The 24,688-nt window shown below is 65.8% G+C and carries 20 protein-coding genes; 3 read left to right on the top strand and 17 right to left on the bottom strand.

The window, feature by feature from the left end:
• Positions 1 to 60 precede the first annotated feature (60 nt).
• Positions 61 to 1,725, top strand: coding sequence for a methyl-accepting chemotaxis protein (locus tag HBH1_RS06325; protein ID WP_102662024.1), 1,665 nt, complete (start codon positions 61 to 63; stop codon positions 1,723 to 1,725).
• 29 nt (positions 1,726 to 1,754) lie between these two features.
• On the opposite strand, the gene HBH1_RS06320 is transcribed toward HBH1_RS06325, so the two are convergent.
• The 6 genes from HBH1_RS06320 to HBH1_RS06295 form a co-directional block, all read right to left on the bottom strand.
• Positions 1,755 to 2,723 carry a LysR family transcriptional regulator gene (locus tag HBH1_RS06320; protein ID WP_102662023.1) on the bottom strand — a complete coding sequence of 323 codons (969 nt, stop codon included), beginning with the start codon at positions 2,721 to 2,723 and terminating at the stop codon, positions 1,755 to 1,757.
• A 219-nt stretch (positions 2,724 to 2,942) separates the two neighbouring features.
• Positions 2,943 to 4,130: an FAD binding domain-containing protein gene (locus HBH1_RS06315; protein ID WP_233207541.1), complete on the bottom strand. Its 1,188-nt coding sequence runs from the start codon at positions 4,128 to 4,130 to the stop codon at positions 2,943 to 2,945.
• A 104-nt stretch (positions 4,131 to 4,234) separates the two neighbouring features.
• A complete protein-coding gene (locus HBH1_RS06310; protein ID WP_166757943.1) occupies positions 4,235 to 5,200 on the bottom strand; it encodes an XdhC family protein in 966 nt (321 codons plus the stop codon).
• Positions 5,201 to 5,211: 11 nt separating this feature from the next.
• Positions 5,212 to 5,766, bottom strand: a complete 555-nt coding sequence (locus HBH1_RS06305; RefSeq protein WP_102662021.1) for a hypothetical protein — start codon at positions 5,764 to 5,766, stop codon at positions 5,212 to 5,214.
• Positions 5,763 to 6,218, bottom strand: a complete 456-nt coding sequence (locus HBH1_RS06300) for a (2Fe-2S)-binding protein (RefSeq protein ID WP_102662020.1) — start codon at positions 6,216 to 6,218, stop codon at positions 5,763 to 5,765. The genes HBH1_RS06305 and HBH1_RS06300 overlap by 4 nt, the downstream gene beginning before the upstream one ends.
• An 11-nt stretch (positions 6,219 to 6,229) precedes the next feature.
• A complete protein-coding gene (locus tag HBH1_RS06295) occupies positions 6,230 to 8,383 on the bottom strand; it encodes a xanthine dehydrogenase family protein molybdopterin-binding subunit (RefSeq protein ID WP_102662019.1) in 2,154 nt (717 codons plus the stop codon).
• A gap of 561 nt (positions 8,384 to 8,944) precedes the next feature.
• On the opposite strand from HBH1_RS06295, the gene HBH1_RS06290 reads away from it, so the two are divergent.
• Positions 8,945 to 9,889: a GlxA family transcriptional regulator gene (locus HBH1_RS06290; RefSeq protein WP_233207540.1), complete on the top strand. Its 945-nt coding sequence runs from the start codon at positions 8,945 to 8,947 to the stop codon at positions 9,887 to 9,889.
• Between the two features lie 41 nt (positions 9,890 to 9,930).
• On the opposite strand, the gene HBH1_RS06285 is transcribed toward HBH1_RS06290, so the two are convergent.
• From HBH1_RS06285 to HBH1_RS06240, 10 genes are all read right to left on the bottom strand, one after another.
• Positions 9,931 to 10,872, bottom strand: a complete 942-nt coding sequence (locus HBH1_RS06285; RefSeq protein ID WP_102662017.1) for a GlxA family transcriptional regulator — start codon at positions 10,870 to 10,872, stop codon at positions 9,931 to 9,933.
• Positions 10,873 to 10,942: 70 nt separating this feature from the next.
• Positions 10,943 to 12,967: an AMP-binding protein gene (locus HBH1_RS06280; protein WP_102662016.1), complete on the bottom strand. Its 2,025-nt coding sequence runs from the start codon at positions 12,965 to 12,967 to the stop codon at positions 10,943 to 10,945.
• A 17-nt stretch (positions 12,968 to 12,984) separates the two neighbouring features.
• The gene (locus HBH1_RS06275; RefSeq protein WP_102662015.1) at positions 12,985 to 14,286 is read right to left on the bottom strand and encodes an MSMEG_0569 family flavin-dependent oxidoreductase; all 1,302 of its coding nucleotides are present in this window, start codon (positions 14,284 to 14,286) and stop codon (positions 12,985 to 12,987) included.
• Between the two features lie 39 nt (positions 14,287 to 14,325).
• Entirely contained in the window at positions 14,326 to 14,613 is a 288-nt protein-coding gene (locus tag HBH1_RS06270) for an MSMEG_0570 family nitrogen starvation response protein (RefSeq protein WP_102662014.1), read from the bottom strand.
• Positions 14,606 to 15,781, bottom strand: coding sequence for an MSMEG_0565 family glycosyltransferase (locus HBH1_RS06265; RefSeq protein WP_233207539.1), 1,176 nt, complete (start codon positions 15,779 to 15,781; stop codon positions 14,606 to 14,608). The genes HBH1_RS06270 and HBH1_RS06265 overlap by 8 nt, the downstream gene beginning before the upstream one ends.
• A 44-nt stretch (positions 15,782 to 15,825) precedes the next feature.
• Positions 15,826 to 16,839: a sll0787 family AIR synthase-like protein gene (locus HBH1_RS06260; protein WP_102662013.1), complete on the bottom strand. Its 1,014-nt coding sequence runs from the start codon at positions 16,837 to 16,839 to the stop codon at positions 15,826 to 15,828.
• Complete coding sequence (locus HBH1_RS06255) at positions 16,836 to 17,408, bottom strand: MSMEG_0567/Sll0786 family nitrogen starvation N-acetyltransferase (protein WP_199181531.1); 573 nt, start codon at positions 17,406 to 17,408, stop codon at positions 16,836 to 16,838. The genes HBH1_RS06260 and HBH1_RS06255 overlap by 4 nt, the downstream gene beginning before the upstream one ends.
• 2 nt (positions 17,409 to 17,410) lie before the next feature.
• Positions 17,411 to 18,493, bottom strand: a complete 1,083-nt coding sequence (locus tag HBH1_RS06250; protein ID WP_077235233.1) for an MSMEG_0568 family radical SAM protein — start codon at positions 18,491 to 18,493, stop codon at positions 17,411 to 17,413.
• Positions 18,450 to 19,532, bottom strand: coding sequence for a Nit6803 family nitrilase (locus HBH1_RS06245; protein ID WP_102662012.1), 1,083 nt, complete (start codon positions 19,530 to 19,532; stop codon positions 18,450 to 18,452). The genes HBH1_RS06250 and HBH1_RS06245 overlap by 44 nt, the downstream gene beginning before the upstream one ends.
• A 15-nt stretch (positions 19,533 to 19,547) precedes the next feature.
• Positions 19,548 to 20,030 carry an MSMEG_0572/Sll0783 family nitrogen starvation response protein gene (locus HBH1_RS06240; protein WP_006463016.1) on the bottom strand — a complete coding sequence of 161 codons (483 nt, stop codon included), beginning with the start codon at positions 20,028 to 20,030 and terminating at the stop codon, positions 19,548 to 19,550.
• A 478-nt stretch (positions 20,031 to 20,508) separates the two neighbouring features.
• On the opposite strand from HBH1_RS06240, the gene HBH1_RS06235 reads away from it, so the two are divergent.
• Complete coding sequence (locus HBH1_RS06235; protein WP_102662011.1) at positions 20,509 to 21,903, top strand: aminotransferase-like domain-containing protein; 1,395 nt, start codon at positions 20,509 to 20,511, stop codon at positions 21,901 to 21,903.
• Here HBH1_RS06235 and HBH1_RS06230 read toward each other — a convergent pair.
• Positions 21,866 to 24,643 (bottom strand): AAA domain-containing protein, encoded by a 2,778-nt coding sequence (locus HBH1_RS06230; protein ID WP_102662010.1) that lies wholly within the window; start codon positions 24,641 to 24,643, stop codon positions 21,866 to 21,868. The two genes, HBH1_RS06235 and HBH1_RS06230, sit on opposite strands and share 38 nt — an antisense overlap.
• Between the last annotated feature and the right edge of the window lie 45 nt (positions 24,644 to 24,688).

Here is a 24,688-nt window from a genome sequence, read left to right as displayed (position 1 = left end):
GCAGGCCGACAGAACGGCCTGCCGCATCCACCCTTTCATCTCACAACGGGAGTAAATCTCATGGCCCTGCTGTCCTTTCAGAAAAAACTCTGGCTGCCCCTCATCGCCAGTCTCGGCTGCCTGTGTGCAGTCTCCCTGCTGCACCTCGTGGAAGCACGCCATCAGCGCTACGAAGAGCGCCAGACTGACCTGGCCAACCTGGACAAGGCGGCGCTGAAGATCGTCGAAGGCTTCGCCGACCAGGTGCGCGCCGGCACCCTCGACAGCGAGGAAGCCAAGCGTCAGGCCAAGGCCGTGCTCAAGACCATCCGCTATGGCGAGGACGGTTACATCGCCATCCTGGGCATGGACGCGACCGCCATCCAGAACCCGGGACGACCGGAAAACGATGGCAAGGACATGAGCGCCTTCAAGGACCCGGCCGGCTTTCCGGTCTTCCTGGAGGTAGCACGGCTGGCCGCCTCGCCGACCGGCGAAGGCTTCATGCGCTACCTCTGGCTGCGTCCCGGCACCCAGGTGCCGTCCACCAAGCTGGCGCGCATCGTCAGCTACAAGCCCTGGGGCTGGGCCCTGGTGGCCGGGGTGTATGTGGATGACATCGAAGATGCCTTCTACGCATCGCTCAGGAAGAGCGGCGCCATCCTGGCGCTGGTGAGCCTGCTATTGGCCGGCATCGTGGTCGTGATCAATCGCAGCCTGAACCGCACCCTGGGCGGCAGCCCCGAGTACGCGGTGGCGGTTGCCATGCAGATCGCCGAACAGGATCTGAGCCAGCCGGTGCAACTGCGCGCAGGCGACAACAGCAGCCTGTTGGCCGCCATGGCGCTGATGCAGGCCAGGCTGGCAGCCATGATCGCCGCCATCCGCAGCAGTGCCGAAACCATTGCCGCAGCCTCCTCGCAGATCGCCAGCGGCAACCTGGATCTGTCGGCCCGTACTGAAAGCCAGGCCGGCTCGCTGGAGGAGACGGCCGCCTCCATGGAACAGCTGACCCAGACCGTGGCCTCCAATGCCCAGCATGCGCTACAGGCCAATCACCTCGCGCTGGCCACTTCCGAGCTGGCACAACGAGGGGGCGCCGCCATGCAGAAGGTGAGCCAGACCATGGACGCCATCAGCAGCAGCGCAGGCCGTATCGAGGCCATCATTTCCGCCATCGACGGCATCGCCTTCCAGACCAATATCCTGGCGCTCAATGCGGCCGTGGAAGCGGCCCGCGCCGGCGAACAGGGGCGCGGCTTCGCCGTGGTGGCCTCGGAGGTACGGGTACTGGCCCAGCGCAGTGCGGCCGCAGCCAAGGAAATCAAGAGCCTGATCGATGCATCCTCGACCAGCATTGCTACCGGCGCCGGCATTGTCAGCGACGCCGGCGGCACCATCAGCGAGGTGGTACAGAGCGTCAATGAAGTGGCCTCCATGATGTCGGCCATCACCGCCTCCTCAAGCGAACAGCGCACCGGTATTGGCCACGTCAACGTCGCCATCACGGAAATGGATGGCGTCACCCAGCAGAACGCTGCCCTGGTGGAAGAAGCCGCCGCCTCGGCCGCCAGCCTGCGCGACCAGGCCGCCGCACTGGCCGAGATGGTCAGTCACTTCCAGTTGGGTGAGATGAGGCTGGCCAAGGATGATGCCGTTGCCGCGCTGTCGACGACCATCAGCACCACCGCAGAAGCCCGTCCCGCCACCACCCGGGGCCGGCGCTTGGCACTGGATCAGGCCTGAGGGCCAGTCCTGAGGTCTGGTCCCGAGGCCTAGTCCTGAACCGGCGCCGCCGGCTGCGGCAATACCGGCAGCGCCGTGGCCAGGTGCTGTTCCAGCACGTCGATGAAGACCTTCACCTTCAGGGCGGTCTCGCGGTTGGAGGGATAGACGGCATAGATACCGACGTCCATGGCACCGGGGTTGGCTTCGTAGGCGGGCAGCGCCCACACCAGCCGCCCGGCCTGGATGTCATCCATCACCAGCCACACCGGCAGCATGGCCACGCCATACCCACCCAGACAGGCCTGGCGCAGCATCTCGGAATTATTCACCGACAGCGAGCCGCTCACCTCCACCGTCTGGATAGGCTCGGCTGGCGTGGCCGGCCCAGCGGGTGCCGCCAGCGGACGAAAGCGCCACTGGCGTGACTGGCTGGCATAGGAAAAGCTGAGGCAATCGTGCTGGCGCAGGTCGGCCGGAACCAGCGGCATGCCGACTGCCTTGAAGTACTCGGGACTGGCGCAGATGATGCGCCGCTGGTCGGCCAGCCAGCGCGTATGAAGCTCGGCTTGCGGCACCGGCTTGCCGATGCGGATGGCAACATCCACCGAATCTTCGGCCAGATCGCTGATGCCGTCGCTGAGATTAAGATGTACAGCCAGCTTGGGATAGGTCTGCTGCAACTGGCACAGGGCCGGCGCCAGGTAGAGCGTGCTGAAGGTGACCGGTGCCGAAATCTTCAGCCGCCCCTGCGGCACGCCTTCCTGGGAAGCCAGGTTCTCGGCTTCCTCGATCTGTTCCAGGATGACCAGCACGCTCTCGTAGTACAGGCGCCCGCTGTCGGTGAGCGTCACCGTGCGGGTAGAGCGATTGAGCAGCCTGGCGCCCACGCGCCGCTCCAGCGCATCGATGAGACGCACCACCGATGAAGGCGCAATGCCCAGGTTGCGTGCAGCGGCCGAAAAGCCGCCGGTGCTGGCCACCACCGAGAATGCCTTGAGCTCTGAAAACCGGTCCATGATCGTTGCGCCATGTTCGTTGAAAAACCCGCTGCGATGCGGATCAGGCGCGCCCCCCGCTGGCATGGCGCCTGTTGTGGAGCCACATTGTACCGACCCGGAGGATCGGCAACAGCGGAAGGTCGATAGTGACCGGGAAAGTCCCGCCACGCGGGACTAGGGCCTGTTCACATTTGATCTGCAAGATGCTTAGATTAAATTTGAACAGGCCCTGGCCCATCAGGGATGATGGAACAGCAGCAACTGGCCCGCTTCCACACCCTGGCGCAGCAACTGCTGGCCCAGGGCCACCTGGCGCGGTTCCCAGCGCGCCAGGGCAGCGTCGATGTCGTCCCGGCTGGCCTGCAGTGCATCGGCCAGGCTCAGCGCATTGGCGGCAGCCTTCAGGGTACTGGCTGCAGTATGCGGGCGTGGAATGGAGGCCGCATCGCCCAGGATCAGCACCCGACCGCTGACCATCTGTTCCACCGCCAGGTCGCGGATGGCCTGGACGAAGGGGGCATCGGTGGCCAGCACTGCATCACGGAAGGGCGGCGGCAACAGCTGCGGCGCTTCCTCACGCAGGTGCTGGCGCCAGCGCGGGGCGAGCAGGCCTTCCGGCACCGAATAGGCGCGCTGGCGGCCATCGCGATCCAGCATCACCTGTTCCAGCATGGCCTCACTGGCCACGCGGTACCAGACCCAGTTGTAGAGACGCTGCTCGGGCCAGATGCTGTTGCCCTCCCCCGGCACCAGGTAACCCAGGATGTGCGAGCCGGTATGGTTGGCAAAGCCGAAGTCGCCATGCAGCACAGCGCGGGTGGTGGCCGGCATGTCGGCCTCGGGCAGCAGGCCACGCCAGGCCAGGTAGCCGGCATAGCCGGGCCGCTGCGCCGGCCAGAATTGGCTGCGCACGCGGGAATCTCCGCCGTCGGCGCCGATCAGCAGGTCGCCGCTGGCGCGGCTGCCATCTTCGAAGCAGGCCGTCACGCGGGCGCTGTCCGGGTCCTGCTCCACATGCGACAGCACCCGGCCCTGATGGTAGTGCTCGCTGCCGAAGACCGACTTCAGCGTGCTATAGATCAGGGACCAGGAAGTCTGGGTCTGCGGCGCAGGTCGCCGTACCCGCACGCTGCCATCCTTGTCCAGCACGACGCGGTTGATCGAGGGTACGCCGAGCGCCTGGCGGCGGATATCGACGCCAATGCGGCGGAACACCTCCAGCACCTCCGGTTGCAACACAATGCCACCGCCCCGGCTGTCGAGATCGCTGGCCGAGCGCTCGCAGATATCAACGTCCCAGCCGATCTGCCGCAGCATGGTGCCGGCAAACAGACCGCCGAGCGAGCCACCGATGATGATGGCGTGTCGCGGACGGGATGGCGATGCGGAGGAAACAGCGGAAGAGGATGGCAAGGAAGTGGACACGATCTGACCCCGATATTGGACTGTCCCCACTATGCCCTGAGTGCCCATGGGTGGGAATGCATCCCGGATCGCAAGGCCTTTTGCGCTGGGCGCAATGGACAGGATCAGTACGCCGGCATGGCCGCTTCCCTGGTTCCGCCACGGACCTGGATCATCTGCGCCATGATGGAGATGGCAATCTCGTGCGGCGTGCGGCTGCCGATGTCCAGCCCGACCGGGCCGTGCAGCTTGGCGATCTGATCGGCATCGAGGTCAAGCTGCAGCAGACGTTCACGGCGCCGTGACTGGTTCAGCCGCGAGCCGATGGCGCCGATGTAGAAGGCGTCGGTCTTGAGCGCTTCCATCAGGGCCATGTCGTCCAGGCGCGGATCATGGGTCAGAGCCACCACGGCGCTGCGGTGGTCCAGCCGCATCTCCAGCACCAGATCATCGGGCATGGCATGCACCACCGACACGCCCGGCAATGACCATGCCAACCGGTGTTCTTCACGCGGATCGCAGACGGTGACCTGGTAATCGAGGGCAGTGGCAATCTGGGCCAGGAACTGCGAGAGCTGGCCGGCGCCGATGATCAGTAGCCGCAGCCGGGGGCCATGGAGTGTCGTCAGGCTATGCGTGTCGAGCTGCAACGGTGCGTCTTCGCCGGCATCTTCCAGCAGGACCGTGCCACTGGCCAGGTCCAGTCGGCGTCGGGTCAGCACCCGGCGCTGCAGGCGCGCCAGCAAGGCGGCCATCTGGCTGTGCGGACCCAGGGGTTCGACCAGCAGCTCCACCGTGCCGCCGCAAGGCAGCCCGAAGCGGTGCGCCTCATCGGCGGAAATGCCATAACTGAGCCGTTGCGGCGTGCGCCGCGTCATGCCGTCGACGCGGGCGTGGGCGATCAGGTCATCCTCGATGCAACCGCCCGAAACTGAACCGACCACCACGCCATCGGCACGGATGGCCATGGTGGAGCCCGGTGGCCGGGGACTGGAGCCCCAGGTCCGCACCACCGTGACATATTCGCAGGCATGCCCCTGCTGCAACCATTGCACGCAGGCCTGCAAAACCTGCAGATCGATACTGTCCATGCGGCCGCGAATCAACCCGGGCAGGGCATGCCGGCAGCCGACCACATCTCCAGCATCTGCACGAACTGCGCATGCGACATCGGCGGGATGGTGCGGTCGGCACCGGGCGACCAAGCCCACAGCACCAGTGGATCGGTCTTCATATGTTCGATGACCTGGGCACCGGTCTTGCGGTTGCCGTTGCGGGCCGGGTCACGCATCTGCTCGCATACGCCCTTCTTGTCCAGACCCTGCCAGCGCATGGAGAGCGGTGCCAGGTGCCAGTTGGGCGCGCCGGGGACCTTGCCCTGGGCAGTGTTGGTGGCCTGGTGGCAGGCCGCACATTGCAGCACGGCCGAGCCATGACCATCCTTGCCGCGCACCACCTGCTGGGCATGCAGCACGCCCATGTCTTTCTGGTGCGGAGCTTCGGCCTGGTGGCAGTTCAGGCAGCGCGGCGACATCACTACGCTAGCAATCGGTTCGAAGAGCGTCCCATCATCCCGGGCCGGCTTGCCCTGGCCTTGCGCCTGCGCCTGGGTGAGCGAACACAGGGCCAGCAGCATCACCATCAGTGCGCGCATCATGACTGCCCCGCCGCTTTGTGGATCGCCGCGCGGATGCGCGGATAGGTCCCGCAGCGGCAGATGTTGCCGGACATGGCCTGGTCGATGTCCTTGTCGCTAGGCTTGGGGATGGCGCGCAGCAAGGCCACTGCCGCCATGATCTGGCCCGACTGGCAGTAACCGCATTGCGGCACGTCGATCTCGGTCCAGGCCGCCTGCACCCGCTGTCCCACCGGGGTGGCGCCGATGGCTTCGATGGTGGTGAGCCTCTTTCCCACCGCCGCCGAGGCCGGCATGACGCAGGCACGTGCCGGCTGGCCGTCGACATGCACGGTGCAGGCGCCGCACAGGGCCGCACCGCACCCGTATTTGGTGCCGGCCATCTGCAGTTCATCGCGCAGTACCCACAACAGGGGCGTATCCGGCTCGGCCTCGACCTTGACCACCTTGCCGTTGATGTTCAGAGAAATCATGTGTGCTCCTGTCAGCTTGCTTGCAAGGCGGCCACGATGGGCAGCTTGCGGATTCGTGTTCCGGTGGCCGCATGCACGGCGTTGGCCAGTGCCGGCATGACACCGGAGGTACCTGGTTCGCCCATGCCGCCAGGGGCTTCCTGGCTGGCCACGATGTGGGTCTGGATACGCGGGGTCTCGAACATGCGCATGACGCGATAATCGTCGAAGTTGCCCTGCTCCACCTGGCCATTGCGCAGCGTGATGTTGCCCCACAATGCGCCGGACAGACCAAAGATCACCGCCCCTTCGACCTGGGCCTGCACGGTATCGGGATTGACCACCACGCCGCAGTCCAGCGCACAGACCACGCGCTGCACCTTGACCTCGCCCTGCTCCACCTCGACATCGACCACCATGGCCATGTAGGTGCCGAAGGCGAACTGCACCGACAGGCCGCGTCCGGTCTTGCCTTCACGCGGACCGTGCCAGCCGGCCTCGCGGGCCGCCACCTCCAGCACCTTGCGAGCGCGCGGATTGTCCCCCAGCAGGGAGAGCCGGTACTGCAGCGGATCGATGCCGGCCGCAAAGGCCAGTTCGTCGATGAAGCTTTCCACCACGAAGACATTGTGGGTCGGCCCCACGCCGCGCCAGAAGGCAGTCGGCAACTGCGGTTCGTGGCGGGTGTAATCGACCTGGATGGCCGGGAAGGCATACGGCGGGCGCTCGGCGCCATCCAGGGTCTCCTCGTCATAGCCATTCTTGAAGGCCGGTGGCAGGAATCGCCCCAGCACCGACGAACCGGTCAGGTGATGGAACCAGGCCACTGGCTGGCCCTGGGCATCGATGCCGGCGCGCAGGCGGTCGAACCAGTAGGGGCGGTACATGTCGTGGCGGATATCGTCCTGGCGACTGTAGATCACCTTGACCGGGTGCTTGACCTGGGTGGCGATGCGCACGGCACGCTCGACGCCGTCGATTTCGAGACGACGACCGAAGCCGCCACCCAGCAAGAAGTTGTGCACCGTCACGCGGTCCTGGGGCAGTCCGATGACCTTGGCGGCCACAGCCCGCGCCAGCGTCATCACCTGGGTGCCGGTCCATACCTCGCAGTGGTCGGGGGTGACATGCACGGTACAGTTCATCGGCTCCATGGCGGCGTGCGCCAGGAAGGGTAATTCGTAAGTCGCCTCCAGCACCTTGGCCGCCCCGGCGATGCGAGCCTCGGGGTCCCCCTCGCTGCGCACGCGGGCGGCCGCGCTCTGGCTGGCGCGTCGCATGTCGGCAACGATGTCCTCGGTGGACAGACTCGCATGCGAGCCGGCATGCCAGGTCGGGCGAGCCGCCAGCAAACCCTTTTGCGCGGCACCATAGTGGTCGGCGATGACCGCTACGCAGTCGTCCAGACGTACCACCTGGCGCACTCCGCGCACGCGCAGTGCGGCCGCTTCGTCCACGCTGTCCAGGCGTCCCCCGATGGTGGGGGTGATGGCCAGTGCGGCTACCTTCATACCGGGCAGTTGCACGTCCATGCCGTAGCGGGCCGAACCATCCAGCTTGCCAGCAGTGTCCAGGCGACGGGCTGGCTTGCCGATCAGGCGAAAATCGGCCGGCTGCTTGAGCACGATGCTGGCCGGTGCAGGCAGCGGCATGGCAGCGGCCGCCTCGACCAGTTCACCGTAGCCCAGCTTGCGGCCACTGGCGGGATGCATCACGGTTCCACTGCGGGCCAGGCAGCTGGCGGAGTCGACCTGCCAGCGTTGCGCGGCCGCCTGCACCAGCAACATGCGGGCGGCGGCGCCGGCCTGGCGCATCGACATCCACGCTGCGCGCATGGTGGTGGAACCACCGGTGACCTGGAAGCCCAGGGCCGGGTTCATGTAGCGCTTGTCATCGGCGCCGGCATGTTCCAGGACGACGTCGTGGAGATCGATCTCCAGTTCTTCGGCAATCAGCATGGGTACCGAGGTATAGGTCCCCTGCCCCATTTCCACATAAGGCATGGTCATGGTGACCCGGCCATCGCTGGCGATGCGCAGTACGGCACTGGGCTCCCAGCTGCTGCTGGTGTCCGCAGCGCCAGGCTTGGTGCGGGCGTGCGCACCGGCCTGGGGCAACAGCACCCCCAGCATCAGGCCACCGCCGCCGGCAGCCAGGGTTTTGAGAAAGAGTCGACGGTCGGTCATGGGCGATCCTGGCGTGTCCATGCTGCAGCCATCCCTGTCACGGGAGTGCCACGTCAAGGCTGGTTGGAAAGAGTCCCGCGGACATCGGTCTCGGTCATCGATCAACGGTCATGACCTGGCCTGACACCCGTGGCGGAGAATGGACAGTCCGGGCAAGGAAGATGTGGCATACCACAGTGCGTTCTTGCGCTTGGGACCAGGCAAATTATACGGAGCCGACCATCCTGCAACAGTCAGGAAAGCATGCAAAACCTGCCATCAAGATGAGCTTGCATCGGCCACGGAAAGCGCCATGCCGATGGCAGGAATCACCGGTTTTCCTGTCCTTCGCAAGGTCCTGGCCGGTGCTATATTCAGCCGTCCCGCTCGCTCGTACCGGACGCGCGCTGCGTCTGGAGAGGCGGCGTTCCTGTTGCTTGCCGTATCGAAAGAATCACTGGCCGGCCTCGCTGTCATGGCTGCTCCCACCACCGGGGGCGGCCGCTGCATGGATGAGGTCTTGTTGCCAAGAGAGTGCGCTTGTATGCTGGCGGGACCTGTTTTCTACGTTCGTGAGGTCCCGTGGTTGCCCGTGTCGCATTGCTTGTCTATCCCGGATTCCATATCCTGGATCTCTCCGTTCTCACCATCCTGGGAATCGCCAACCACTTTGCGCCGGGCAGCTATGCCGTGGACATCGTCTCCATGCGGGGCGGCAACATCGAGACCCGCTCCGGGGTCCCCATCGGCACCCAAGCCATTGACGACACCCCCTACGACACCCTGCTGGTGGCCAGCACACCGGCCGTACCCACGCCCTGCCCGGGCCTGCTGGATCGCCTGCGCCAGGCCGAGCGGGATAGTCGTCGCATCGCCGGTATCTGTACCGCCGCCTTCCTGCTGGCCGAAGCCGGCCTGCTCGACGGCCGCGCCGTGACCACTCATTGGAGTTTCGCTGACGCGCTGGCGACGCGGTTCCCGCAGCTGCGGGTACAGCCGGACCAGATCTACGTGCGCGACGGCAAGTTCTGGAGTTCGGCCGGCATGACGGCCGGCATCGATATGGTGCTGGGTCTGGTGGAGTCCGATCTCGGCCACGAGGTCACGCGGGCCATCTGCAAGACCATGGTGCTCAGTCATCGTCGTCCGGGAGGCACCAGCCAGTTCTCGGTACTGGCCGAGATCGATCCCAAGCAGGAACGCATCCAGCGCGTGCTCGGTTTCATCCGGGAAAACCTGCGCGAACCACTGACCATCCAGCAGTTGGCAGACCAGGTCAACTGGAGTGCGCGCCACTTCAGCCGAACTTTCCAGGCCGAGACTGGCCTGTCCCCCGCCAAGGCCATCGAAAAACTGCGCGTGCAGGCTGCGCAGTCACTGATGGAAAGCGGTCACTCCACCCCGTCCCGCATTGCAGTGCAGACCGGCTTTGGCGATGACGAGCGGATGCGGCGTGCCTTTGCCCGCGTGCTGGGAGAATCTCCGCAAAAGATCCTGCGCGACATCCGCACCCGCAAGCAGGCCTGAGTAGGCCGGTACGGGTGCCTGGGGCCTGGATCAGGCCCCCTTCAGGCCCTCACTTCCCGCCGCATCGATTGCGGCGGCACGCCATAACCACGCATGAAGACCTCGCGCATGTGGCGACGGTCGCGGAAACCCGTTTCGCGGGCGATCACTTCCAGCGGATGGCGGCTCTGCTCGATCATCAGGCGCGCCGCTTCCAGACGCAGGCCTTCGATCGCCTTGGAGGGCGACAAGCCGGTCTCGGCGGTGAAGACGCGACTGAACTGGCGCGGGCTGAGATTGGCCTCCTCGGCCAGTTCTTCCACCGTGAGCGGTCGCATCAGGTTCTTGCGGGCGTAGTTGAGGGCATTCTGGATGCGATCGGTCTTGGGGGCCAGGGAGAGCATTTCAGAATGCTGGGTCTGACCACCGGTGCGATGCTGATGCATCACCAGGTTGTGCGCCACACCGCGTGCCACGTCCTCGCCCAGGTCCTTGCCGACCATGGCCAGCGCCATGTCCAGCCCGGCGGTCATGCCGGCCGAGGTCCAGATGGCGCCGTCGACGATGTAGATGCGGTCGTCCTCGACCTGGATGTCCGGGAAGCGCGCCTGCATGTCGCGAGCGAAAAACCAGTGCGTGGTGGCACGGCGCTTGGACAAGAGCCCCGATTCGGCCAGCACGAAACCACCGGTGCAGATGGCCGCAATGCGTCGGGCACGCTGGCCGGTGGTCTGCAGGAAACTGCGCTCCTCCTGGCTGGAGGGAGACTCCAGGGGATTGCCCACGCCGCAGACCATCCAGCTGTCGATGTGATCGGCCTGCTCCACCGGGAGCGTGGCGATGGTCATGCCCAGCGAGGAGCGCACATCGCCACCAGCTACCGAGAAGTTGCGCAGGGCATAGAAGTCCTCGCCGGCCACCTTGTTGGCGTACTCGAAGACGGTCTGCGTCGCCAGCCCCATGACCTGGAAACCGTCGGTGAGCAAGTAGCCGATGTGATGCATGCTGATTCCTTCCCGTTTCCCTGTTGTGCAAGCCAGCACGATAGCCGCCCGCCTGCGTTCGCGCAAGCGCTCAGGCAGGTAGCGGCATCACCTCCGCGCCTGCGGAGAGGTGCAGGCCGGCTTCGGGCAACTTCTGCGGCGCGCCGGCCAGCAGCGTGTGCAAGGCCGCCAGTTCCGGCGGGCAGGCGGCGTCCGGCAGTTCGCCATTGACCATCTCGCGCATCAGACGGCGCAGGACCTTGCCCGAGCGCGTGCGCGGCAAGCTCTCCACCAGCACGATGCGACGCGGCCGCGCCCAGGCACCGATGGCCGACACCACGGCTTCCCCCAGCCGGTGTTCCAGCAGGCTGGGCAGGTATTGGATACCGGCACGCGGCACCACCACCGCCATCGGCACCTGCCCGCGCAGACGATGCGGCATGCCGATCACGGCCACCTCGGCCACGGCATCGTCGGCCAGCAGGATTTCCTCCACCTCGCGCGTGCCCAGGCGTTTGCCGGCCACGTTGATGACGTCGTCGGCCCGGCCCAGTACGCGCAGATGACCATCCGGCCCGGCCACCGCCACGTCGAAGGTGGCATAGCGCCACTGGCCCTGCTCGCGCCGCCAGTAGGTACTCAGGAATTGTTCATCACGCTGCCACAGCGTAGTCAGGCAACCGGGCGGCAAGACGCCGCTGGCGACCAGCAAACCCTTGTCACCGGGGACGCAGGGCTGGCTGCCCTGCCCTCCCTGCCCCTCCAGCACGGCCAGCCGGTAGCCGGCCGCCGGCAGTCCCGGTGAACCCCGCTGGCGTCGTAACGGGGTGTGACCATCGAGATCGGTCAGCGGCAGACCGATCATGGGCGAGCCGGTCTCGGTCTGCCAGTAGTGATCGATGACAGGCTTGCCCAGCGCCTCTTCCAGCCAGTCGGCGGTCGGTTCGTCCAGCGGTTCGCCGGCCAGGAACAGGCAGCGCAAGGACGACAGGTCCGCGCTACGAAAGGCGCGGCGCCCACCCCGCTTGAGCAGCCGCATCGCCGTGGCCGAGGACAGCATCAGATCCACGCCATGCCGCTCCACCAGCCGCCACCAGGCACTGGCATCGGGCCGCAGCGGCGAGCCTTCGTAGAGCACGCTGCGCATGCCCAGCAGCAAAGGACCATACAACCCATAGCTGTGACCGACCACCCATCCCAGGTCGGAGGTGGTGAACAGGGTCTGCCCGGGCCGGGCCTGGAACAACAGGTCCATCGACGTCGCCAGCGCCACCGCGTGGCCACCGGTATCGCGCTGCACGCCCTTGGGCTGGCCGGTGGTGCCGGAGGTGTAGAGCAGATAGCTGGGTTCGTTCGATTCCAGCCAGACACAGGGCACGTCGGCCTGCAGATGGCGCTCGCGCTGCGCCGCGTAGTCATGGTCGCGCCCGATCACCCGCGTCCAGGGCAACACGCCGCGATCCACCACCAGCACCGGGCAGGCATGACCGGCGATCTCCAGGGCCTGATCGACCCAGGCCTTGTAGCCCACCGCCACGCCATTCTGGAAACCGGCATCGGCACACACCACCAGCGCCGGGCGCGCATCGACGATGCGGCTCGCCAGGCTGGCCGGTGCGAAGCCGCCAAACACCACCGCGTGCACCGCGCCAATGCGGGCGCAGGCCAGCATGGCGATGGCGGCCTCGGCCACCATGGGCAGATACACCAGCACCCGGTCACCGCGCCGCACCCCGCGTTCCAGCAGGATGGCGGCCATCGCATTGACCTCGCGATGCAACTGACGATAGCTCAATACGCGTTCATAGCAGCCGCCCTGCTGCGCCTTCGGCTCGCCCTGCATCTCGTTAGAAATACAGATCAGGGCCGCCTGCTCTGCCCGCGCTTCCAGATGGCGGTCCACGGCGTTATGGCAGAGATTGGTCAGCCCGCCGACGAACCAGCGCGCAAACGGCGCCCGGCTGTCGTCGAGGACCTGATCGAAATCGCGCTGCCAGCTGATGCGGCCGGCCTGCTCGCGCCAGAAACCCTCGGGGTCCTGCTGCGAGCGCTGCATCAGGCGGCCATAGGCGGAACTGGCAGCGTCCACGGGCGAAAGTACGGCTTGCTGCGACATGGGAAACTCCCTTGGGCTCAGGCGGCCTGTGACAGGGCCGATGGTGTCGATTCAGTGGACGACGTCGCCCCGGCACGCAAGGCGCTGATGTGGTCGAACAGGTAGCGCGCATCGCGGTCGATGCCGGAGAAGCGGCCCGAGCCCCAGGTGTATTGCCACGGCAGGCCCAGGAAGTAGAGGCCGGGAGCCGCCGTCACACCACGCTCGTGACCGGGATAGCCACGGCCGTCGAAGATGGGTTCGTTGATCCAGCTGAAATCGGTACGGAAGCCGATGCACCAGACCACCGCCGAAATGGCCGAGGCGCGCAGGTCCAGCGCCCGCGCCGTATCCGAAGGCGGCTGCCAGACCGGCACATAGCGGGCTTCGGTGGGAGCCTCGATGCCGTTGGCGTCGATGAAGCGGTCGATGCTGTCCTTGATGCTCTCGGAGACAGCGTCGGCCTCGTCCAGATACCCCTTCACGCCGCCGCCGAAGTGCGCCACCTCGCCCTCCAGGCTCTCGAACTTGCCATAGAGCTGCATGCCTTCCAGGGCGAACTTGCGTAGGTCGATATCGCGCCCGCCATCACGGCCGGTGACGTAATGGTTGGTTTTTTCGCGTACGCCCGTGCCCAGCGGATGCTTGTCCACCGGCAGGTCGTAATACTTCATCTTGTCCAGCCACTCGACCACATCCTTGCCCCGGTAGGTGCGCGCCACGCGGGGCGCGTCGCCCACGCCCAGGTGCACGCGACGGCCGGCCAGGTGCAGGTCTTCGGCGATCTGGCAACCGGACTGGCCGGTGCCCACCACCAGCACCTCGCCCTCCGGCAGCGATTGCGGATTGAGATACTGGCTGGAGTGGATCTGCACGATATCGGCCGGCAGGCGCTCGGCCGCACGCGGCACCACCGGGATGTGATAGCCACCCACTGCCACCACCACCTGGTCGGCCGAATAGGCGCCATCGCTGGCGGTGATGCGCCACAGCCCGTCCTCGCGCCACAGCTTGTTCACGCTCACGCCCTCGCGCACCGGCGGCTGGAAACTGGCGACGAAGCCGTCCAGGTACTCGACGATCTCATCCTTCTTCATGAAGCCGAAAGGATCGTTGCCGCGATACGGATAGCCCGGCAGGTTGCATTGCCAGTTGGGCGTGACCAGGCAGAAGGTATCCCAGCGCTCGTTGCGCCAGGCGTGGCCGACCTGGTGCTTTTCCAGCACCAGATGATCGACTCCGGCCTGCTTGAGGTACCAGCTGATGGACAGCCCGGCCTGGCCGCCGCCGATGATGATGACACTGTGATGGCGCACTGCGCCTTGGCTTGCAATGGACATGATGTTCCTCGTGGGATGTTGTCGGGTTGGATGAGCAGATCAGGGCAGGAAGGCTTCGACCACCACCTCGGCGTCGGCCTGGCCCTCGAAACGGGCGGCGGTCTCTTCGATGCGGCGCAGCTGGTCCATGGCCGATGAGCAGGCGAAGCCGTATTTCTCGCGCACCCGCTCGCTGCCGATGTTGAGCGCGGTGACACTGCGTTCGACGAAATCGGCCAGCCGATAACGGCTACCGGCTTGCAGGTGTTCCTTGACCACCAGCGAGGGCGAATAGCAGTCGCTGACGGTATCGTCCGGCCAGCGGACGCGAAAGTGCATTTCAGGCATGGTGTTCCTCTTGGCGTGTTGCAGATGGGGCGCGCTGGCCCAGGTAATCGTGATAAAGCTCAAGATGGCGTCGCGCCGAGCGCGACCAGGAAAATCGCGCACAGATCGCCTGGCCGGCGGCCACCATCGCGGCGCGGCCGGCCGGGTCAAGCGCATGCGCAATGCCGGCGGCAATCGAGGCCGGGTCATGGGGATCGACCCAGGCGCAGCAACCGCCGTCCAGATATTCGGTAAAAGGGGCGATGCGCGAGACCACTGCCGGCACGCCGCTGGCCATGGCTTCCAGCACCACCAGGCCAAAGCCTTCCTTGAGCGAGGGAAACACCAGCGCATCGGCACAGCGAAACAGGGCCGGCATGTCGGCGTCCGGCACCTGGCCGAGGATGCGCAGCGCACCCGGCGGCAGATCGGCAGCCTGCAGTTCATCCTGGAAACTGCGCTGGTAGTCGGCGTGGTCCAGCACGCTGGCGCCACCGGCAATCACCAGTTGCGCCTGCGGATAGACGCGCCGCAGCCGCAGGAAGGCACGCAGGATGCCCAAGGTGTTCTTGCGCGGTTCCACCCCGCCCACCGCCAGGAGCACCGGTGCGCCATCCAGCCCCAGTTCCTGGCGCAGCAGCGGGTCGCGCTGGGCTGCCTGCACCGCAGGTGTGGCGGTGTAGCGCTGCAGGTCGACGCCATTGGAGACCAGCTCGGCCCGCACCCCGTGCTCGCGGGCCAGGATGTCCTGCCAGGTGCGGCTCACGCACAGCAGACGGTCAGCGGCGCGATAGCCGCGTTCCTGCCAGGCGTGCAGCCGCAGGTCGTCGAACTGGTCCAGGTGATGCACGGTGCGCACATAGCCCGGGATCACGCCACGGGCGACCAGCGTGGCCAGGGCGTTGGCGCTGATCGAATCCTGGGCGTGGTAGAGATCGAAGCGGTCCATGCCGGGCTGTTCGAAGCAGCGCAGATAGTCGTCGATACGCTGGCGCACCATGTCCACCACGTCGGCGCAGTGCACCGCCCCCGGCACCGGATGAAAACCACAGGCGGCTTCGCGGAATAGCCCGCGTCCACGGGCATCGGGCGCGAACAGCGTGGTCTCCTGTCCCAGGGCCTGCAGGCTCTCGGCCAGTTGCAGGGCATGCACCACACCGCCCCGGGGGTTGACCGAGTGGGTCAGCATGGCAACTCGCAGGGGCCGCATCTGGGCCGAGACTGGTCGCGTCATCACACACCACCCTGCCCGGCACGCACCGGGCCGCAGCCGATCAGGGCTTCTTCGGCCAGGTCCCAGAAGGTCTCGGTCTGGCCCTGCATGGACAGACGCAGTGTGCGGCTGTCATCGATGCGTCCGATGGACGCGGCCGACAGGCCACGGGCGGCGAAGCGGCCCAGTACCTGTTCCAGGTCCGGCGCCGGCACACTGAGCAAGAAACCATAACTGGGGAAGGCCGTCAGCCAGCGCTGGAAATCCACACCCGGTGGGCAGGGAATGGCCTCCAGGTCGATCAGCGCGCCCTTGCCGGAGCACTCCAACAGCATCAGCGCGGTACCGATCACGCCGGCCATGCTGATGTCCTTGGCGGCACTGGCCAGCCCGTCCTCGGCGATGGCCGGCAGCAATTCCAGATCGGCGCGCAGGCGTTCGGCGGGCGCGCCGGAGCTGGCGTTCCAGTAGGCATGCGGTTCCTGGAAGCGGCCGCGCAGATCGATCACGGCCACCAGATGGTCACCACTGCGGGCATCAAAGCTGGTCAGCAGGCGCCGGGCGCGACCGATGATGGATACCGACAACTGCTCGCGGTCATTGCGCCGGTTGCTATGCCCGCCTACCAGTGGCACGCCATACACGCGCGCACCCGCGGCCAGCCCTTCCAGCACCGGCCGCGCGGCATCGCCGTCGCGGCTCCACAGGGCATCGACCACCGCCACCGGGCGTCCGCCCATGGCATAGATGTCGCTGACGTTGACCATCACGCCGCAATAGCCGGCAAACCACGGTTGCTGTTCGACGAATTCATTGATGAAACCTTCGATGGCAAACAGCAGATAGCCATCGCCATCGGGAATGGCGGCACAGTCGTCGCCCACGGCCAGGGTGTGGCCCTGATGCCGCACCGCTGGCGCCGGGTCCAGCACCTGGACCACCGCATCGATATCGCGCTTGTGCGCGATGCCACGGGCGGCGCGCAGGGTCGTCACGATCTGCGCCAGCGTGGGCGCGCTGTCTCGCGCATTCATGCTGCGCGCTCCTCGCGCTGGCCGGCCAGGAAACCCCGCTCGCCGTCGCTGATGGGCGGATAGAAGGCCAGGTCGGCCTGCATCTGGTGATGCGGCCGGCCGTGTACCTCGATCTCGGCCAGAGTCTGCCAGTGCAGGCGTCGGAACAGCGGCGCGTTCTGGCTCTGCACCTGGGCCAGGAAGGTATGGCAGCCATGGGCATGGGCGGTGCAGACGGCCAGCCGGATCAGGCCGCTGCCGACCGAGCCGATGCGCCGCGCATGCTGCGCCACCGCCAGGCGCGAGCCGTGCCACACGCCCGGTGCGGATTCATGGATGCGCACGGTACCGACCACGCTGCGACTGCCATCGGGCGCCTCCATCACGGCCACGATGGGCATGGCGATGGCGTCGATGGCGTCGGTATCGTCGTCCTGGAACACGCCCTGCTCGGCGCAGAACACTTCGCGGCGCAGCTGGCGCGCCTGCTCGCGCTCCCATTTGTCCAGCGCCAGCTTGATGCGCACTACCGGGGCCGACGATGCCGACACAGGGGCGGGGGCAACAGCTTTCTCGACCACATCGCTCATGATCATTTCCTTTCGAACGAAGACAGGGAGGAGCAGGCGCCGCACTTGCCGCAACCGGCCTTGGCGTCGCCGGAGCGCATGCCGGCCGCTTCCAGCATGCCGGCCAGCGGGCTCAACAGGCGCCGCATGGCAGCGGCGTCGGGCGAGGGATGGTCTTCCAGTGGCGTGCCGGAAATCGGCACGAAGGGCACCACGAAGGGATAGACACCCAGCGCGATCAGGCGCTCGCTCATGCCCAGGATGGCCTCGTCGCTGTCGCCCAGCCCGGCCAGGATGTAGGTGCTGACCTGGCCGCGCCCGAAGACATCGACCGCAGCCGCGAAGGCATCCATGTAGCGCTCCACCGGCACGCTGGCCTTGCCCGGCATGATGCGCTTGCGCACCTCGGGGGTGACCGCTTCCAGATGCATGCCAAGGGTATCGATGCCGGCGTCGTGCATGCGGCGGAACCAGGCGTCATCATCGGGCGGCTCGCACTGGCCCTGGATCGGCAGGTTCACCGCCGACTTCACGCCGAAGGCACTCTCGCACAGAATCTGCGCGCCACGGTCGGTGGCGTTGGGCGTACCGGTGGTCATCACCATGTGCTTGACGCCATCCAGCAGCACCGCGGCCCGCGCCACCTCGCCCAGTTGCTCAGGGGTCTTGCGCAGGATGGTGCGGCCGGCCGCCAGCGACTGGCCGATGGCGCAGAACTGGCAGGACTTGCGCCGGCTTTCGTAGCGGATGCAGCTCTGCAGGATGGTGGTGGCCAGCACGTCGGCGCCGTGCAGCGTGGCGATCTTGCCGTAGGGGATGCCATCGAAGGTCTGCATCTTGTAGAAGCGCGGCTGGCGCGGGAAGGACACCACCCCCACCTCGACGCCGTCGCGCAGGATGCGCGAGGCGCCATCCGCGCCCGGTTGCGTGGCCACATAGGGCGAGGACCAGGAGCCGGCCGTATGCACCGGGATCATCACGGTATGGCCGTCGACCGTCACCGCCTTGTGGTCGGACGGCCCTGCCCCGCCGCGCCGGCTCTGCGCGCCGGCAGTGGGATCGTCAAGACGCAGCCCTAAGGATTGCAGTTCCGAGATCAGCTCCATGGGCGCCTTGCGGCTCGAACGCTGGGGATGCAACTGGATGACGGCTGTCTGCATGATGTGGCCTCGCGGAAGATGGGATGACAGGAGAAGACTGTTCCGCCGGGAACAGGGAAGACATGGGGGACGTACGGCGATCATCGATCACCAGGTGCAACAGTTCCGGACGCGCATAGTGGCCCACCGAATCCATCATGCGCTTGCGCTTGGTGACCAGTTCCATATCGAGATCGGCCACCAGGATGCCTTCGCCGCTGCGCAGGGGCTCGGCCAGCAGCTTGCCCTCCGGCGAGACGATGGCGGTACAGCAACCGCCGCGCAGCGCCTTCTGCGCCTTGGGATCGGGTTCGATGGCGGCGATCTGATCATCGGTCAGCCAGCCGGTGGCATTGATGACGAAGCAGCCCGCTTCCAGGGCGTGATGGCGGATGGTGACCTCCATCTGGTCAGCAAAGATCTGGCCGACCATGGAGCCGGGGAATTGCGCGCAGTGGATTTCCTCGTGCTGCGCCATCAGGCTGTAGCGTGCCAGCGGGTTGTAGTGTTCCCAGCAGGCCAGCGCGCCCAGGCGCCCCACGGCAGTGGGCACCACCTTCAGACCGCTGGCGTCGCCCTGGCCCCAGATCATGCGCTCGTGATAGGTCGGCGTGATCTTGCGGCGCTTCAACACCAGCTCGCCATCGGCATCGAATACCAGTTGCGTGTTGTAGAGCGTGCCGTGGTCGCGTTCATTGACACCCAGCACGACCACCGTGCCATGCTGGCGTGCCGCAGCCGACACGGCCTGGGTGACCGGACCCGGCACCTCGACGGCACGCTCGTAGAGCAGCAGGTGCTCGGGCCCGGACGCAAAGGGCGGCCGCACGAACGAAAAGTACGGATAGTAGGGAACGAAGGTTTCCGGAAACACCACCAGCTGCGCGCCTTGCGCAGCGGCGTCGGCGATGGCCTGGCAGACCTTGGCCACGGTGCCGTCGGCACTATCGAGGTCGGGCGCGATCTGCACCGCCGCCGCCCGTACCGTTCTCTTGTTGATGCTCATGAGCCGCCCTTCCGCTTACAGGGTCCAGGTGTCGAGGATGAAGGCGTTGTCGCGACGATGCAGCAACACCAGGTCCAGCACATCCAGCGGGTTGATCGGACGGATGCCCGGGATCAGCGAGGGCTCGCCGTGGCCGTACAGGGCTTGCAGGGCGAAGCGGCAGGCATAGACCTTGCCGCCCTCTTCCATGAACTTGACGATCTGCTTGTTGAAGTTCTGGTGGCCGGGGAAGGCTTCATCGCCCAGGGTGGGGAAGCCACGCTGCACGCCCAGCGTCACGCCCGGGCCATACAGCAGGATGGAGGTCTCGAAGCCCTTGCGCTTCAGACGCGTGGCCTGCAACAGGTTGACGAAACCGATCGAACCTTCGAAGGCCACGGTATGGAAGGTCACCAGCGCTTTTTCACCCGGCTGGGCTTTGACGTCTTCGAATACCTTCTCTTCATAATCCACCAGGAAATCGCCGGGGGCGTGGGCTGCTTTGGTGACTGCGGGCATGGTGAGACTCCTCTTGATTGCTGTGGGTGGTCACTTGTGGAAGTGGTCCGGCGACGTTGCCGCGACGCTGGCATTGAATGCATCACGCGTGCCAACAATGCCCCGTCAATGCGTGAATTGACTGCATGAAAATCCCGTCAATCGCTGACCGCCGATCCGCCTTCCAGCACACTCGCGGCTTCCCGGGGAGACCTTCCCGACGGGCTTTTCAGCACCCGCGCAGCAATCCATTCAATCGCTCCATACAATCGCGCAAACCCGCATGCACTCTGGAGTAGCGGCGTGTTTTACCTTGGTGCAGGCACGCCGTCTTCGATGACACAAGGCGGTGCAGCGAGAGCCGCCTGGGGGCTGCATTGGATGGAATACAAATTGCATTCAATGACGCATGCCGATGCAGTCAATATTGAATCCGGGCAAGCTCAAGAGAGATCGGTAGGAATCGGGAGCCCCCAGGAACGCCGACCAAGGAATCGTCATGCCGAAGAACAGCACCATGTGGGTCCCCAAACTGAAGAAGGGCAGCGGCCCGCTCTATCTGGCCATCGCCAATGCCATCGCCGAGGATGTCGCCACCGGCCACCTGCAGGCCGAGCAGCGCCTGCCGCCGCAGCGCAAGCTGGCCGAAGCGCTGGACCTGGACTTCACCACCGTGGCCCGGGCGTATACAGAAGCGCATCGACGCGGACTGGTCGATTCGGTGGTGGGACGCGGCACCTTCGTCTGCGGCAAGCGGCGCCCGCGCATCCCCCGCGTAACCGAGGGACGGCCCAATGTGGACATGTCCATGAACATGCCGCCCGAGCCGGAGTCGCCGGAACTGGTGGAACTGATGCAGGCAGGATGGAGCAAGGTCAACGGCAGGCTGCGCGACCTGATGCGCTACCAGGACTTCGGCGGCTCGCCCGAAGACCGTGAGGCCGGCGCCCTATGGCTGCGCCGGCGCGGGCTGGTGGTGGAACCGGAACGGCTGCTGGTCACCCCTGGCGCGCAGTGCGCGTTGCTGGCGATCCTGACCATGCTGGTCGGCCCCGGTGGCGTGCTGTGCTGTGAAGACGTGACCTACCCTGGCCTGCGCGCCCTGGCCGGGCAACTGGGCATCAAGCTGGTGGGCTTGCCGATGGACAACGAAGGCATCGACGCCGTCGCCTTTGCCGGCGCCTGCGCGCAATACGCACCCAAGGCCCTGTACTGCAACCCGACGCTGTTGAACCCCACCACCTGCACCACCTCGCTGTCACGGCGCCAGGCGCTGGTGGACATCGCCCGCCACTACGAAGTCGCCATCATCGAGGACGACGCCTATGGCTTCCTGCCGCGCTCGACCCCGCCGGCCATTGCCAGCCTGGGCAGCGAACTGACCTTCTACGTCACCGGCCTGGCCAAGAGCGTGGGCGCCGGCCTGCGCATCGCCTACATGGTGGCGCCGGACACCCACTCGGCAGCGCGCCTCACGGCCTCGCTACGGGCCACCACGGTGATGGCCTCGCCCATCACCTCGACCCTGGCCACGCACTGGATACGCGATGGCGTGGCCGACCTGGCGCTGGCCAACATCCGCAAGGAATCCATGGCCCGCCAGAAGATCGCCGCCCGCATCCTGCCGCCACACAGCTACGCCTCCGAAGCCGAGGCCTTCCATCTCTGGATCAAGCTGCGCGGCGGCTGGCAGGCCGCCAGCTTCGCCGCCCAGATGCGCTCCTCCGGCATTGGCGTAGTGGCCAGCGACGCCTTTGCCGTAGGGGCCGCGCCGGAGCAGGCGGTACGGGTCTGCATCGGCGGCGTGGCCAACCGCCACGATATCCAGCATGCGCTGGAGGTCATCCGCGATGCCCTCAATGAAGCGCCGCTGGCGCGGCCGGCGGTGGTGTAGTTTCGCGGGTAACCGCCTCGGCGGCGGCGCCGTCGGCGTCCACCCATTGCGCGAGGAACCTGCCCAGCCTGGCCTCGATATCACTATCGATGGTCTGCAGGCGCAACAGATCGATACCGCTCTTGTGCAGGATACTGTTCTTGAGCGCATCGCGTTCGCCCTGTTGCTGGCCTTGGTGCAAGCCGCCGTCCACTTCGATCACCCCCAGCGGCTGCTTGCCGACCTTGAAATAGATCACGAAGTCACAACTGGCCTGCTGTGCCATGAATTCAAGCTCGCGCGGTGTCATGGCGGGATTGCGGGCAGATGCCAGCTGCTGCAAGCGGATCTGGCAATGGAAGCGCAAGCCCGCAAAGCGCGTGCTTGCCAGCAGTTCTCGCAACAGCTGCGTCACGATCTGCTCCGACCGGAAGTGCGAATCGCTGCTGCGCAAGCTGGCGGCCAACCTGGCCAGTGAGCGGTCGTATTCCTGGTACAGCAGGTCGAAGGCCGACACCACCGGCGCGCGCCGCACTTGCGCCTGGTCTGCGTAGTATTCGACATAGCGGATCAGTGCGGCCACCGGCCCATTGCGCTGGGCGAAGACCTCATCGCCGGTCACCAGGGTGAATCTCCGCTTGGCCCGTGACACGGCGACATTGACCATCTGCGCCGCGTCGACGAAGCCGGACATCGACTGGCTGCTGCGCTTCTTGTCCAGCACGGTAGAAAAGACCATTTCCTCGCATTCCCTGCCCTGGAATTTATGCACGGTATCGCTGACGAAATCCGCCGGCAGTTGCGCGCCGGCCAGCTTCACCTGTGCCCGGAAAGGCGCGATGAAGCCACGGCCCTGAGCATCCACACCGCTGCGCTCACCGGCCTCATCCAGCACTGCCAGCAGGGATTCGATTTCCCTAAGATTGGTCGTCGTACGCATGTGATTGCCCTTGGCCGTGACGATCAGGCGCAGCGGCTCGCTGCCGTCGTCGGGCGTCATCGGGATCAGGGCATTGTCGTAGAACTGCTGGTTGCAGAACTGGATGATGCGCGGATGGCAGCGGTAATGTTCCTTCAGCAAGGTACGCGGCAGCGCATCGCCAAACACCGCCATCACCGAATCGAGCAGGCTCAAGCGCTCGCAGTCATAGGCGGGCGACGGCGCCGGCTTGCCCAGCGCCACCGGAATATGCGGCAACTGGCGGCGGTCACCGACGACGATCAGGTTGCGTGCACAGCCCAGGCCCAGGATGCCGGGCAGGATGTCCTGCTGGGAGGCCTCGTCGATGATGACGTAGTCCAGCATGGCACCTTCGGCCAGCGAATTGATGATGGAATGGGTACTGCTGGCGATGATCGGATAGCGTGCCAGAAAGTCGCCGAAGTCGGCCTGATAGGTATCGATCCCGAAGACTTTTGAAGCGGGCTGGCTACTGTGCAGATGTTGCTTCAGGCAGAGCATGGAATCCTCGCGCACCCGCTCCAGAGATGCATCGAAGCTCCCCTCTTTCAAGGTCGCCAGGCAGGCCGCCAGCTCGATCTCCTTCTCTTGTAGCTGGCGCTGGTAGAAGTGGACCTGCAGGGCATGGAAGCTGCGTGCGCGCTGGGCGCCGGCAGCGAAGGGCGCGGCGCGGACGATACCGAACCGCAACAGCAGACTGAACCGTTCGCGCAGTCCGATCGGCCGCTGTGCCAGATGCGACAGATAAGCCATGAGATCGGCCGCGCGGGATGGCGTCAAACGGTATCGTTCCAGTGCCGGCCCCGCTGGCACGCCGTTTTCATCATGCCACTGCTGCAGATAGCGCTGCTCGACCTGTAACTCCTGGATCTCGGCCCTGAGCTGGGCTGCGCGGTTGTGGGCGTATAGGTACTGCTTGAGGCGAATGACGGCGGCGTCGATTTCTTCCAGCGCGGGTGCGGGCAATGGGGGTTCCGACGGCACCGCAGGCGGGGATTCAAAGAATGCGGAACGCTTTGCCTTGCTGCCGAGTTTGGCCACCAGATAATCCAGGTCAGATTTCTGCAGCTTCTCGACCACGTTATCCACGGCCGAATTGTTGTTGGAGAGGATGGCGACCGTTTCGTCGCGCAACAGGATATTGGCAACGATATTGAGGATGGTCTGGGTCTTGCCGGTACCGGGAGGACCTTCGATCACGCTGATCTGCGCACGGAAGGCTTGCTCTACCGCCTCGATCTGACTGGCATTGACGCCGAAGGGGAAGATCAATGGACGGCAGAGTTCACGGCTGCGGTTCGCGCCACTGCAATAGGCCTGCAGGGCGCTGTCCGGATGGGCTGGCAGCTTGTTGAGCTGGCGCAGTACATTATCGGCAATGCGGTCCTGATCCGGCGAGGTCTCGCCGCCCTGGCCGCCCCGGGCCTGCGCAACGGCCAGGAAATAGCGGAAGACCGGCGTCTGCTTGAGCTTGGTCTCGGCCACCACGCTGACGTCATCCAGGCGATGCAGATAGCCCTTGCGGTTACCGGCATAGCTGACGATCACATACTTGTTTCCATAGAGCGTCGCCTGCTCCACCCGCTTGGCCGCCCCACCCTTGCCCTTGTCAAGCAGCGCGCCGCCCAGCTCGTGGGTCGGAGAGATGCGGCATTCAGCCAGCGGCAGGCTGAAGGATTTGGTGCTGTGGAAGTAGCAGGTCAGGAACCAGGCCTGATGCTTGTCGCTCCAGTAAATCTTCCAGTCATGGATTTGTGCAGTCCGGTCTTCGCCCCGAAGATGGATGGTTACCGCTGACATCGCCGCCCCCTGCGCTGGCCCGCTGCCGCCAACGCCATCGGAGAA

Origin of the sequence: Herbaspirillum sp. BH-1, assembly GCF_002870055.1 — a bacterium.
In the GTDB taxonomy this organism is placed as follows: domain Bacteria; phylum Pseudomonadota; class Gammaproteobacteria; order Burkholderiales; family Burkholderiaceae_D; genus Herbaspirillum; species Herbaspirillum frisingense.
This window is presented reverse-complemented; position numbering and strand designations above follow the sequence as displayed.

Bases quoted from the DNA above. Each gene is read 5' to 3' on its own strand.
- HBH1_RS06270 (WP_102662014.1), bottom strand. From the start codon at position 14,613: ATGCCTGAAATGCACTTTCGCGTCCGCTGGCCGGACGATACCGTCAGC.
- HBH1_RS06250 (WP_077235233.1), bottom strand. From the start codon at position 18,493: ATGGAGCTGATCTCGGAACTGCAATCCTTAGGGCTGCGTCTTGACGAT.
- HBH1_RS06230 (WP_102662010.1), bottom strand. From the start codon at position 24,643: ATGTCAGCGGTAACCATCCATCTTCGGGGCGAAGACCGGACTGCACAA.
- HBH1_RS06240 (WP_006463016.1), bottom strand. From the start codon at position 20,030: ATGCCCGCAGTCACCAAAGCAGCCCACGCCCCCGGCGATTTCCTGGTG.
- HBH1_RS06275 (WP_102662015.1), bottom strand. From the start codon at position 14,286: ATGTCCATTGCAAGCCAAGGCGCAGTGCGCCATCACAGTGTCATCATC.
- HBH1_RS06310 (WP_166757943.1), bottom strand. From the start codon at position 5,200: ATGGACAGTATCGATCTGCAGGTTTTGCAGGCCTGCGTGCAATGGTTG.
- HBH1_RS06265 (WP_233207539.1), bottom strand. From the start codon at position 15,781: ATGCTGACCCACTCGGTCAACCCCCGGGGCGGTGTGGTGCATGCCCTG.
- HBH1_RS06320 (WP_102662023.1), bottom strand. From the start codon at position 2,723: ATGGACCGGTTTTCAGAGCTCAAGGCATTCTCGGTGGTGGCCAGCACC.
- HBH1_RS06305 (WP_102662021.1), bottom strand. From the start codon at position 5,766: ATGATGCGCGCACTGATGGTGATGCTGCTGGCCCTGTGTTCGCTCACC.
- HBH1_RS06300 (WP_102662020.1), bottom strand. From the start codon at position 6,218: ATGATTTCTCTGAACATCAACGGCAAGGTGGTCAAGGTCGAGGCCGAG.
- HBH1_RS06280 (WP_102662016.1), bottom strand. From the start codon at position 12,967: ATGTCGCAGCAAGCCGTACTTTCGCCCGTGGACGCTGCCAGTTCCGCC.
- HBH1_RS06295 (WP_102662019.1), bottom strand. From the start codon at position 8,383: ATGACCGACCGTCGACTCTTTCTCAAAACCCTGGCTGCCGGCGGCGGT.
- HBH1_RS06235 (WP_102662011.1), top strand. From the start codon at position 20,509: ATGCCGAAGAACAGCACCATGTGGGTCCCCAAACTGAAGAAGGGCAGC.
- HBH1_RS06245 (WP_102662012.1), bottom strand. From the start codon at position 19,532: ATGAGCATCAACAAGAGAACGGTACGGGCGGCGGCGGTGCAGATCGCG.
- HBH1_RS06325 (WP_102662024.1), top strand. From the start codon at position 61: ATGGCCCTGCTGTCCTTTCAGAAAAAACTCTGGCTGCCCCTCATCGCC.
- HBH1_RS06285 (WP_102662017.1), bottom strand. From the start codon at position 10,872: ATGCATCACATCGGCTACTTGCTCACCGACGGTTTCCAGGTCATGGGG.
- HBH1_RS06255 (WP_199181531.1), bottom strand. From the start codon at position 17,408: ATGAGCGATGTGGTCGAGAAAGCTGTTGCCCCCGCCCCTGTGTCGGCA.
- HBH1_RS06260 (WP_102662013.1), bottom strand. From the start codon at position 16,839: ATGAATGCGCGAGACAGCGCGCCCACGCTGGCGCAGATCGTGACGACC.